We start from the raw sequence: 11,792 nt of genomic DNA on the forward strand, positions 1-11,792 counted from the left end.
CAAATCAATAAGGAGGGGCACTATGAAGAAGCTAATGATAGCCTTAGTAGGTATCATGCTTGTACTTACCATGCTCACCGGCGGCACATTTTCCTACATGACCGCCGAGGCCGAGAACATGGACAACACAATAACCACAGGTTCTATGTGTCTTGGCACCGATCCCGAGCCGTTTATGACGATAGCGGATCTCATGCCGGGAAGCCCGCCGCAAGAGGCCACGTTAACCGTATTTAGCGGAAAGGACACCAAGTTTTTCTACAAGGTTAAGTCCTATCGGGAAACCGGGACGAGCACCAAGCTTTGGAACGCCGCCATGGTCGAAGTCGAGGACATGGAATCGGGGGATACGTGGACCGGAAACCTCAATATTCTTGAAACCGATTGGCTTGCCAGGGAAAACGGCGTTGAAGGCGGAGGCCCGGAAAACGGTCACGTCGTAAGCTTTAAAGTTTGGATTCCGCAGGAAGCGGATGTTGATGATGAATCTACAGCCACCGTCAAATTCAGGTTTGACGCCGAACAATGGAGACCCGTCACACCATAAAGAAAGAAGGAGGAACCGGGATGACACGTTATTTAGCAAGCATCAAGCAAAGCTGGAGTGAAACATCTTTAAGAGACCGTTTATTATCCGGTCTGGTGGTGGTGCTTATAGCAGCCTTTGTTGTTTTCTTCACCTTCGCCGCCTCCGGTCGGATCGGTCTTCTCATCGTAAAAAGCGGCAGCATGAGGCCACACATGCCTTCCGGTTCGCTCCTTGTGTTTAAAACGGTCAGGTTTGAGGATGTTCGAGGCGGCCAAATCGTTGTGTTTCGAGACGGAAAGTCATCGGATTCCCTGATAACGCACAGGGCGGTTGAAAAGGTCTATGAGAATGGGGCTTCCTATATCAAAACACAAGGCGACAGCAACCATCGCCCGGATACGGCGCTGGTTGCCAAGGATGAATTTATGGGTAGGGCGGTTTGGGTCATCCCGATGGCCGGCTACATCCTTGCCTTCACCAAAACCCCGATGGGATTGCTTGCCCTCAACCTGTCGCTAGCGTTCTTGGTGCTGCTTCTCGTCATAGACAAAATAAGGGCAGCCGAACGCGCCGCCTATGTCGCTCAAATCAGTACGTCAACAAGCGAACTTATTAATCCTAATGCTAAAGTAGACGCTGAGGCATCGGATTGCAGCTAAGCACATGGGAGAACTACGCATAATCAATAAACGTAGGGGCGGAGCTTGTCTCCGCCCCTACTTAATTAATGCCAATAAAAAGAACCGGTCCGATGGCCGGTTCTTTTTAATCACGTATCTTCTAAAGTTATACCGGTTTTCCACCGGTAATAAGTGTCAGGTGCTTTCTCGTGTGGGTAACGCGCTCTTCCGGTGCACCTTCGCCATCGATTGTCTCGTAGTTTACCCGGTGCAGGTACTGGCGCAGGTGCAACCCCACTGTCTCAATATATTGCAGGTTGTAATTACGTTTTTGCCCGGCGACTTTAAGCGCCATTTCAAGGATGTCGTCGTCGAGATAGAGGAGCAGCTCGCACTCTTTGGCGAAGCGATCGCGCTCTTCGCCTATTAATTTAAGGCCGCTTTTGGCTTCCCATTTTTTTAAAAAATCATACTTATTCATAATCTTTGATCCTGTAACTAACCAACAAATATCGTATATGTTATCGGCAGGTTATTAGGAAAGCTAAAAGCAAATATTCCCATTCACCCATTGACTGATTCACCTGCTTAACCGTTTTATCACCAGTATTGCGATATCGTCATCGAGCCTTCCCTGGGCAAAGGTGAAGCACTCCTCGATGATGCTATCGGCTATATCCTGGGCCGCAAGTCCGGCAGATATATCGATGACCCGCTTTAAACGCTTTTCTCCAAAGAACTCATCGTCTTTTCTTGCCTCAATAGTCCCATCGGTGAATGTTACCATAAAACCGTCGGGAGGCAGAGTGGTGGTGTGGTCGTGGTAGGAATAGTTGGGGAGCAGGCAAATTGCCGGGTCTGAGCTGGCTAGCTGAACACAATGCCCCTTTCCCTTGTCAAAATAGCAAGGATGCGGGTGCCCTGCATTCGCATACGTTACCAACCCGGTATCAACGTCATACACGATGCAGAAGACCGTGACGAATATCCCTTGCTCAAGTTGGCGACTAAGGGATGTATTTGCCTGGGAAAGTGCGAACGAGGGCGACGGGTATTGGTATAGAAAGGTTCGAATAGTGCACTTGACCATCGCCGTCGAGGCCGCAGCTTCAATGCCTTTTCCGCTGACATCGCCAATCACCATTGCATACCGGTTGCCGGGTAGGGCAATGATGTCGTAAAAATCGCCCCCAACCTGGGCTTCTTCGGTCGACGAGGCATAATAGGCCCCGAGGTCGGTGTGTGGAATTTCCGGGAGTTCCTGCGGCAGAAGGCTGCGCTGAAGTTCTTCTGCGATGTAGCGCTCTTTCTCAAGCTCGGTTTTCGTCTGGGTGTAAAGGATTGCATTTTGAACTGCAATTGTGGCCTGGCTTGCGATGCCCCGTGCGATCTCTATCTGTCGCTCCTCAAACATGATCATCCGTCCGGTGCTGCCTACACACATAACACCGATAGGTCTGCGCGCGTACATAAGTGGGCTGTAGAGGGCCGATTTAACATTGGTCGTGCGCATAAGTTCCTTGAATTGGGGCGAAAGACGAGGGTCGTCGATATTAGCGATAAACCATGTGCCGCTTTTAATTTTGGATGCCTCCGGAAAATCGGTTAGCTTAAACCGCAAGCCCGCGGGTATTGCATTCTCATAGCTGACGGCTATTACCATCTCGTCGTGCTCAGCGTCGTACAACCCAATATTCGAGTGGTCTAATCCGGTGGTTCGCACTGCGATGTTAACGAGTTCACGCAGCGTTTCGTTTATATCAAGCGACCTTCCAATTATATTCGCCGCCTGTAGCAGCAGGTTTGAGGTGTTAAGCGCTGCGTTTAACTGCTTATGAAGCATCGCGTGCTCTATCGAGGCCGATGTCTGCCTGGCGACCGCCTCCAGCAGATTTTTGTGGTAGTCATCGAATTTCTTTTTGTATGAAAAGCCAAAGACGCTTATAACCGCCCTCACTTCATTATCAACTAAAACCGGCACAAGCAGCGCAGTTTTAACACCTTCGTTGACGACATCCTTTAATGCTTGGGGTAAAGCCGGATAATCGTTGATCACCAGTGTATGCTTTTTTCTCACCGCTTCGGCGACCAGTGGTATACAATTTTCATATACCGGCTCAAGTAGGTTATATGCATATTTATTGATAATCTCGCCCATATCCTTATCGACCAGGCTCACAAACCCACCATCTCCGCCGGCAAGGTCTACCGTATGCTCGGCAAGCTTGGGCATCAGCTCATCTATCTCAAGCTGGGATGTAATTTCAAAGGTGATCCGATTTAGCGTTTCAAGGTCGTTCAGGTATCGGCGTTGCTGTTCCTCGGCGGAAATGTCTTTTATGATCACCTGGATCATTTTTTCTTCATCCATATTGATTACGGATATCGAAAAAGCAACGCTTACGATTGAGCCGTTCTTTTTTTTAAGGCGAATACCGGTCACGTCATGGATCGTCCCTTTATCTGAAACTTCCTGGCAGAGCTGGGAGAGACGCGGATGGTCGCCCTCGGGTACGAGTTCGAGTACGCTCAAATTAAAGAGTTCATTACGGGCATATCCGGTTAGTCTTTCAAAATACGGGTTGCAATCCAGGATGGTTTTATAGTGATAATCGATTAGGCATGTCGCCTCGGTGGCGCTTTCAAAGAGATTTTTGTAGAGCCGTTCTTTACGTTTTAGGCGGGAATGGGTAAGTCTTGTATCCAGTAGCAAGAAACTCAAAAGGCCGAGGGCGGCTTTTAGTAGAGTGGAGCGTCGATCTCTGGTAGTATGTTCAGACGGGTTTGGTAAAAGCATGCCTATCTATGCCTCCATCGTATATGCAACACGATACGTTTATACCCGGTAAAAGCGCTTTGAAACCTGGGGTAGGGGAGGAGCGCCAGATTACATGCCCGGCCTAATAGTAGCGGTTGTTCTCGCGGTAGCCGTTGGTTATGGGCATGCGGCGGTCTTTGCCGAACGCCCGTGGGCTTATTTTTATCCCTATCGGTCCCTGCCGACGTTTGTACTCGTTCTGGTCCACCTTGCGGATAACCCATTTTACGTAATTCTCGGGCAATCCCTCGGAAATGAGATCATCCATGCTTTTCTCCGACTCGATATAGCCGTGCAGAATCTCGTCCAATATGGGGTAAGGAGGAAGGGTGTCCACGTCTTTTTGGTCGGGTTTTAGCTCTGCCGACGGCTCTTTATCGATAATACTCTGCGGTATGATCGGCCCGCCGGGAAGCGTGTTCCTGTAGTTCGCGAGGTCGTAAACGGTCGTTTTTAAAATATCTTTTATCACCGCAAAGCCGCCGACCATATCACCGTAGAGCGTGGTGTAGCCGACCGCTATCTCGCTCTTGTTGCCGGTTGCGATCACCAGCCGGTTAAACTTGTTCGAGAGGGCCATAAGGATCATGCCCCTGATTCGAGGCTGCATGTTTTCCTCGGTAATATCCTCGGGTAGGTTATCAAAGGATGGTTTCATCATATCTTTCAGGATGGCAAACTCCGGCTCGATCGAGATGTTCAAGAGCTTGATGCCGAGGTTTGCAGCAAGGTCTTCAGAATCCTTAACGCTGCCCGCAGAGGAATAGCGCGATGGCATAGTGACGCCGACGACGTTGTCCGGTCCCAGGGCGTCGGTGCAGATGGCGGCCGTCAGTGCGCTGTCGATACCGCCGCTCAGGCCGATGACCACTTTTTCAAAGCCGTTCTTGCGGACGTAATCGTGCAAGCCGATTTTGAGCGCCTCGTAGATTTCCGCTATGGGCTCTAGCGCGGGCTCGATAACGGCGGCCGAGGCTTGTTCTGTCATCGGCTGCAGATCGAAATGATCTAGATGGAAGTCATCTATATTATACTGCACGACGTTTTGTTTTTCGGGGCGGTGCGTGCGCTGCTTGCGTTTGGGGTCGAAAAGGTGCTTTGACGATACCTGCGAGAGGTCCAAATCCACGATCATCAGGTCTTCCTCAAACTGGCGGCCCCTGGCAAGTATCGTACCGTTCGGGTTTGCAACCAGGCTTTGCCCGTCAAAGATTAGCTCATCTTGTCCGCCCACCGTGTTTACATAGGCGATATAGACCTGGTTGTCATAGGCGCGCATCCCGACCATTTCCTCACGGAGCAGACCTTTCCCAAAGTGGTAAGGGGAGCTTGAAACATTAATGACCAGTTGGCACCCCGGCTCAAGCGCCTGCGCGACCGTGGGGCCTTCGGCAAACCAAATATCCTCGCAGATATTTACCCCAAAGGTAAGCCCATGTGCCCGGAATACCGGGATCTGCGAGCCCCGTTGAAAGTAGCGTACCTCATCAAAGACACCGTAGTTCGGCAAGAACATCTTGTGGTAGTTGGTAATGATTTTACCGTTATACATAATCGCGGCTGCATTGTAGAGATCGTCGGTCATATCCGCAAACCCGATGATGGTAATGATGCCGTCCGAAATGGGGGCCAGGGAATGCAGGGTTTTCGCCGTGTCCTCGATAAACTTGGGCTTAAACAGCAAGTCCTCGGGGGGATAGCCGCAGAGGGAAAGCTCCGGGAACGCCACGATCTGTGCCCCAGCGTCTTTAGCCCGCTTCGTAAAATAGGCGATCTTCTCGGCATTGCCCTTGAGATCGCCGACGATCGTATTTACTTGTGCCAGCGCCAATCTAACCGTTCTAACGTTAAACACCCCACATTACTATTACTATTATATCTTGTTATATCTTGTTATATTCTGTTATATCCCGTTAGTCCTTCTATATCTTCATATAATATATCGCAATAATGCCGGGTTTGTTAAATCTATATCCTGCGCGTCACCAGAATTGCGATATCATCGGTGAGGTGACCCTGCATCCTCCTGATTTCCCGAAAACTCAACGTGCAAGCGTTTGAACGGCGGCTAAGTGTGGTATATGTAAAGATAATCTCCTTTGGGGATTCTCTAGATAATAGAAAATGGAAAGCAGAAAATAGAAAGGAGACCTATATGGCTTACATTGCGAAGGACTACGGCAAACTTATCGGGATGGAGGGTTTTAGCGATACCCTGTTAAATAACCATTTCACGCTATATCAGGGGTATGTGACCAACACGAACAAGCTGCTGGATACGCTTGCCAAGATGCTAAACGATGGCCAGACGGCGACCCCGGAATACGCCGAGCTTAAGCGCAGGCTCGGGTGGGAATTTGACGGCATGCGCCTTCATGAATATTATTTTGATAACCTGGGCGGACAGGGCTCGATTAACCCCGAAGGAGCGCTTGCTAAGAAGCTTGCAGAAGACTTTGGTAGTTTTGACGCCTGGGAGAAGGATTTCAGGGCGACCGGCGCCATAAGGGGGATTGGCTGGGCGGTTCTTTACCAGGATAGCGCAACGGGAAGGCTCATAAATTTCTGGATTAACGAGCATGACATAGGCCATCCCGCCGGTTGCATGCCGCTCTTGATCATGGACGTATTCGAACACGCTTATATGGTTGATTACGGGATTAAAAGACCTGATTACATAGAGGCGTTCTTTAAAAACATCAACTGGCAGGCCGTTGAAGAAAGGCTTGGCTAATAGCAAAGAAAAGCTAATCCCTGGAGCATAAGCACCGGCATGGACCTGTATAACAGTAGAGGAGGTGTGTCATGAGTTACACAAAAGACGAGTTAGCGATGAAGCTAAGAGAGATGTACAAAGAAATCAATCAACACGACCTCGATATGAGTCTCGAGTTTGATGCCGACGAGAACGCTTGGGTAATTCACCTTAAGAAAGGTGAGCATGAACTCAGGACGTTTATTAATAAGCAGGATGCTGACGAGTGCATGAACGGCATCAAGTGCGTGTACCTGGGTGTTCAAATCGGGCAATTCGTACAGCATTTTGAAGAGGACGAAGTCAAGGCCTAAGCATAACAGGCTACGTACGGATTGCTTTGCGCTAAAGTAAAGCGGAAATTAGTGGGTAGTGAGAAAGTAGAGGAAAGAAGGGCAGCCGATAGCTGCCCTTCTTTTACTCCCGATAACGCCCCTATACGAGGGCTATGCTGCGCGTTTTCTAACCTCTATAACCGCCGAATCAGATGCGGTTTCCCGTGTCGCGATAACTGTAAGGCCGCTTGTCTCGGCCAGGCTTGCCATTTGGCTAACCGGTTCATTCATGTGCTCCGGGTTCACAATTACCGATGCCTCCTGGCCCGGAGCAAGTTCGTTCGCGATTTTACCGAACGTATTCTCAAAAAACGCGCTCGGGTCTGGGCCGTACTGCATTGATCTCAGGTCATACCGCTCAACCGCCATCATAATCACCTCGGTTATGATAATTACCTCATAAGCTTCACCCTAAACGCGTCTATCGAAAAATCACCGGCCGCGTTTCGCCATGGCGAGTGCGTTAGAAATTGCACCCACAGGTCGACAGAGCGGCTGAAATAGGGTACTATGTCTATATACTCCAGGGGGGTATTAAGCTTCAGAACTATCGGGAGGCGCATGAATCAATTGAAAAAAAAGCACCGGGGGCTTAAGAAACTACAGGCAAAACTATCTACAAGCGCAAAACCGCCGTTATTGCTTGCGCTGGTTATATTATTGATGTTTACTGTAGCGGCATGCAACTCGCAGGATACGCAGGTAAAATCTACCGATGCCCCAACAACGGCGACTACGGACCGGCAGATGGCCGTAAAGATTATATCGGTTACATCACCGGTTAACCCCGGGTCGACAGTAACGCTGTTCGCCCAGACCAAACCGGGTGCATTATGTGAAGTCAATGCAGGCTATAAGCTAAGCGCCGGTGAGGCTAAAACGCTTTACCCAAAACAGGCCGAGACGAGCGGCCTTGTATCTTGGACCTGGACCGTTGATTCGTCGGCAACACCGGGAAAATATGCCGCTACTATATCGGCAAAGGCGCTCGACGGTCGCACTGATACGGTCACGGCGCAGACACTTGTGGAAATCAGCGCGCCCTCAACCCAAGGGGCTACAACAGGGACGACCTGTAAAAAGTGAAGTAGCTCATAACGACCGGTCGGTCTTATCAGGTAGATTACCTTGAAACCCCCGAAGGGCTATTATACAGCATAATCCATTAAGTTTATTTTTGACCCTACCTAGCACATACTACGTCCACTATAAGCTGCTGATATACTTTGAAATGTTGCAAACTTTTATTAAGTTTCAACTTTCACTTGCCGAATGACAAAGTTAACACCTACAGAAGCATTTTTATTTTTTGTCCCAAGAGGAGGAACAATGGATTTTATAAAGAAATGGATGGGCGAGGTAAAGCTGGGCACCCTACTAACGGTTGCTGTCGCCCTAACGTTAATCCCATTAGCTATCTCAAGCGCTATCGCGTATAAGAGCATGGGAGACATGAGTTTTGGCGCTGAAGACCTGCGGGGGGATGCAGAGTTGCATCGCGGCGTGGGTGACCTTGCTACCTTATCTCAAAGCTATCGTGTTAATATTTACCAGTTGCTTTACCTAAAAGATAAGAGCTACATCGAAAAAGGAAATGCGATAGCAGCCGATTTGGAACGGCTCACCGATAAGGTGGATGAAGGGGTTAAAAAGACATCCGACATAGATCCCAAGTTGGTTGATGAGGTTCGCTCAGCCGGAAAAGCATACTTAGAGTCCGTGAAACCGATTTTTAATAACTATACCGATGAAAGCTATATTAAGGAGCGGATACCAAAAGCCGTAGCGGCTCAAAACGCATATCTGCAAGCGGTTGCTAAACTTGATAATTACGTCAAGAAAAGCTTAAAGGATACAATGGATAACGTAGATAATGTTCGGACAAGCTCAAACCGCAGCTTGATGTTAGCGGTTTTGTTCGCACTTCTCGTTACCGCCGGTATCATAGTATTAGTTCAGCGCGGCATCGTCAAACCCTTCAAGGCAGCCTTTGCTTCAGTTGGTGAGATGAGTCAGAAACTCGCCTCCTCAAGCCAGGAACTCTCCGCCAACTCAGATGCGATGACCCGGGCAACAACCCAGATTTCCTCAGCTATCAGCCAGGTGGCAATGGGTGCGGGGGATCAGAGTAAAAGCGCAGCTGATGCAGCCGGCATCGTAGAGCAGATATCGAATGCGGTGGTTCAAGTGGCAACAGGGGCGCAGAACCAGGCAACAAGCGTCAACGAGACCGCAAATGGCGTGAGCCAGTTAATCGATGCAATCAATAGGGTCTCGGAGAGCGCACAGATGGTGGCAAACGTGGTGGATGCTACATCTACCGTAGCAGATAAAGGAAAAAGCGCGGTAGAAGAAACCGTAACCGGGATGCAAAGCATCAAAGAAACCGTACTCGATAGCGCAAGCAAGATCCAAACTTTAGGAGAAAAGTCCAAACAAATCGGCGAGATCATCGAAGTCATCGACGACATCGCAGAGCAGACCAACCTACTTGCTCTTAACGCCGCAATCGAGGCGGCCCGGGCAGGAGAGCATGGCAAAGGCTTTGCAGTGGTCGCAGACGAGGTCAGAAAACTCGCCGAGAGAAGCGCCAAAGCGACAGGTGAGATCGCAGAGCTAATCAAAGGCATCCAGGATGAGACCATGCAGGCGGTCGAAGCCATGGGAAAAGGCACTAATGAAGTGGAGAATGGAGGTAAGCTTGCCGCAAATGCAGGTATCGCCATCGAAGAGATGATGGGCTCTATCATGCAGGTAATCACTCAAATCGCCAAAGTCTCAGAAAATGCGGACCAGATGGCGGCAGCCTCATCCCAGGTATCAAAAGCAATCGACCAAATCGCCGCTATCTCCGAAGAGAACTCGGCTACCGCTGAAGAAGTCGCATCATCAACAAACCAACTGGTAAGTGCCGTTGACTCAATCGCAGCCGTCTCCGAAGAAGCCGCAGCCTCAGCCGAAGAGGTCTCGGCCTCGTCTCAGGAGCAGTCGGCATCGGTTGAGGAGATTTCGGCCCAGGTACAGTCGCTGGCAGGAATGTCTGATGAACTCGACAAGTTCATTGGCAGCATTAATCTTTAATCGATAGAATTGAACTGATTAAAGGATACTAAGCAGGTGAAACCCTATGGATAATTATTCCCTTGTCGCATTGCCGGTCATCGGAGTTCTTTTGTACGCTGCCTTCAAAAAGGAAGTGTCCAAACCCCTGCAACAAATGTCCCGGGAATTTGACAAAATGACCGAAGCTCTTCAGCGCAAAGAGAAGGAGAACTCGCTCCTGAAGGAAATGTTGAAAGAGAAGCAGATCGAGACAGAGGCCAAAGCCCACATAGATTACTTGACGCAACTTGAGAACCAGCGCTCGTTCCAGATTAAACTTGAAGCGGAGCTCAACCGCTCCTCGCGGCTGGGTACGCCGGTGTCGCTTCTCTTTTGCGACCTTGATGGGTTTAAGGCCTTTAACGATGCGCACGGCCATTTGCTCGGCGATCAGGTTCTTGTTGATGTCGCACAAACCATTAAAGACTCGATCCGCGATTACGATGTCGCATCCAGATACGGTGGGGAAGAGTTTGCAATCATTCTGGCTAACACCGATAGCGATGCGGCCGTATTTGTAGCGGAGCGGATTAGGGCAAAGGTCGGCGAATTGCAGTTCAATGCCAGAGAAGGCGTTGCCCAGGTCACGATCAGCGTGGGTATTGCCACTTATCCCAGGGATGCCAAGAGAAAAGAGCTGTTGATAGCCGCATCCGATTACGCCATGTACGAGTCGAAAAACCGCGGGGGAAATGCGGTCACGCTGTTTAAACACTCAGATGATTCATCCGAGGAACGGGCTTCCTAGGTAGGGGTTGCTGCTATGGGGATAGCGGTATCTGGTTGCGAAATATGTTACACTGGTCGAAGCAAAAAAGCGGGGGTATCCATGGCGGACTATAAAGAGAGATTGCGGGACGTTTTAAAAGAAAAAGCGGTAATTTTTGGAGAGGTTACTCTCTCATCGGGAGAAAAGAGCAACTACTATATCGATTGCAGAAAGGTCACGCTGGATGCTGAGGGCGCATTTTTAATAGGCGAGGTGCTATCCGATATGCTTGAGGACGCCGATGCGGTGGGCGGCTTAACGCTGGGCGCAGACCCGATAGCCACTGCCGTCGCCGTGAAGAGCTACGAGAAGGGCAAGCCCGTTGAGGCGTTTATCGTGCGAAAAGGGCAGAAGGCGCACGGGATGATGAAACGCATCGAAGGTCCGATTGAGCCCGGCTCAAACGTTATCATCGTAGACGACGTAATTACAAAAGGCGGGTCTATCCTTGAAGCGATAGAGGCCGCCGAAGCTGAAGGGCACCATGTTATTAAGGCCATCTGTCTCGTCGACAGGCAGCAGGACGGAAGCGATATCATCCGCGATAAGGGCTATAAGCTCGAGATGTTGTTTACTACCGCGGACTTAGGGGTCAGTGCCGGCTGATACCCCTCACCGTACCCCCTACGGTTATAAATATGGAATAATAACCCTGTAATTAAATACCTTGTGTTAGAGTAAGTGCTCGCAGTAATTTCTGAAATTGCCCCTAACAAATGCGAAAAGACCCCGGTATGTATTTCTAAAAACAGGTTAAAGGGCTTATCAACGGTACTGTAAATTCTTAGTAGGCAAGTAAGGTCTTGCAAAATAGATCAAGACCTCGCATTATCTCGTTAGAATCACCAAACGGGAGAAGGAGGT

The 11,792-nt window shown here is 49.6% G+C and carries 12 protein-coding genes; 8 read left to right on the top strand and 4 right to left on the bottom strand.

The genetic code is table 11. The annotated features are described in order from the left end of the window. The first annotated feature begins 22 nt into the window (after positions 1 to 22). Positions 23 to 547, top strand: a complete 525-nt coding sequence (locus tag COY37_RS11045; protein WP_286678203.1) for a TasA family protein — start codon at positions 23 to 25, stop codon at positions 545 to 547. A 20-nt stretch (positions 548 to 567) separates the two neighbouring features. Continuing rightward, positions 568 to 1,188 carry a signal peptidase I gene (locus tag COY37_RS11050; protein WP_286678204.1) on the top strand — a complete coding sequence of 207 codons (621 nt, stop codon included), beginning with the start codon at positions 568 to 570 and terminating at the stop codon, positions 1,186 to 1,188. Between the two features lie 127 nt (positions 1,189 to 1,315). On the opposite strand, the gene COY37_RS11055 is transcribed toward COY37_RS11050, so the two are convergent. The 3 genes from COY37_RS11055 to COY37_RS11065 form a co-directional block, all read right to left on the bottom strand. Continuing rightward, positions 1,316 to 1,630 carry a hypothetical protein gene (locus tag COY37_RS11055; protein WP_286678205.1) on the bottom strand — a complete coding sequence of 105 codons (315 nt, stop codon included), beginning with the start codon at positions 1,628 to 1,630 and terminating at the stop codon, positions 1,316 to 1,318. A 99-nt stretch (positions 1,631 to 1,729) separates the two neighbouring features. Then, positions 1,730 to 3,946, bottom strand: a complete 2,217-nt coding sequence (locus COY37_RS11060) for a GAF domain-containing SpoIIE family protein phosphatase (RefSeq protein WP_286678206.1) — start codon at positions 3,944 to 3,946, stop codon at positions 1,730 to 1,732. Positions 3,947 to 4,049: 103 nt separating this feature from the next. Further along, entirely contained in the window at positions 4,050 to 5,822 is a 1,773-nt protein-coding gene (locus COY37_RS11065; protein ID WP_286678207.1) for an NAD+ synthase, read from the bottom strand. Between the two features lie 300 nt (positions 5,823 to 6,122). On the opposite strand from COY37_RS11065, the gene COY37_RS11070 reads away from it, so the two are divergent. Together COY37_RS11070 and COY37_RS11075 are read left to right on the top strand one after the other, a co-directional pair. Beyond that, complete coding sequence (locus COY37_RS11070; protein ID WP_286678208.1) at positions 6,123 to 6,701, top strand: superoxide dismutase; 579 nt, start codon at positions 6,123 to 6,125, stop codon at positions 6,699 to 6,701. A 71-nt stretch (positions 6,702 to 6,772) separates the two neighbouring features. Further along, on the top strand, positions 6,773 to 7,036 hold the full coding sequence (locus tag COY37_RS11075; protein WP_286678209.1) for a hypothetical protein: 264 nt from the start codon (positions 6,773 to 6,775) through the stop codon (positions 7,034 to 7,036). A 132-nt stretch (positions 7,037 to 7,168) separates the two neighbouring features. On the opposite strand, the gene COY37_RS11080 is transcribed toward COY37_RS11075, so the two are convergent. Further along, positions 7,169 to 7,429: a hypothetical protein gene (locus tag COY37_RS11080; protein ID WP_286678210.1), complete on the bottom strand. Its 261-nt coding sequence runs from the start codon at positions 7,427 to 7,429 to the stop codon at positions 7,169 to 7,171. A 189-nt stretch (positions 7,430 to 7,618) separates the two neighbouring features. Between COY37_RS11080 and COY37_RS11085 the strand changes: the two genes are divergently transcribed. The 4 genes from COY37_RS11085 to pyrE all read left to right on the top strand — a co-directional run bounded on the left by COY37_RS11085 (position 7,619) and on the right by pyrE (position 11,534). Continuing rightward, positions 7,619 to 8,143 (top strand): hypothetical protein, encoded by a 525-nt coding sequence (locus COY37_RS11085; RefSeq protein WP_286678211.1) that lies wholly within the window; start codon positions 7,619 to 7,621, stop codon positions 8,141 to 8,143. 243 nt (positions 8,144 to 8,386) lie between these two features. Continuing rightward, positions 8,387 to 10,138, top strand: coding sequence for a methyl-accepting chemotaxis protein (locus COY37_RS11090; RefSeq protein ID WP_286977589.1), 1,752 nt, complete (start codon positions 8,387 to 8,389; stop codon positions 10,136 to 10,138). A 46-nt stretch (positions 10,139 to 10,184) separates the two neighbouring features. Beyond that, positions 10,185 to 10,907, top strand: coding sequence for a GGDEF domain-containing protein (locus tag COY37_RS11095; protein WP_286678213.1), 723 nt, complete (start codon positions 10,185 to 10,187; stop codon positions 10,905 to 10,907). Positions 10,908 to 10,988: 81 nt separating this feature from the next. Then, entirely contained in the window at positions 10,989 to 11,534 is a 546-nt protein-coding gene (gene pyrE / locus COY37_RS11100) for an orotate phosphoribosyltransferase (RefSeq protein ID WP_286678214.1), read from the top strand. Positions 11,535 to 11,792 lie beyond the last annotated feature (258 nt).

Source organism: Candidatus Aquicultor secundus (assembly GCF_002791875.1).
Taxonomy (GTDB): Bacteria; Actinomycetota; Aquicultoria; order Aquicultorales; family Aquicultoraceae; genus Aquicultor_A; species Aquicultor_A secundus.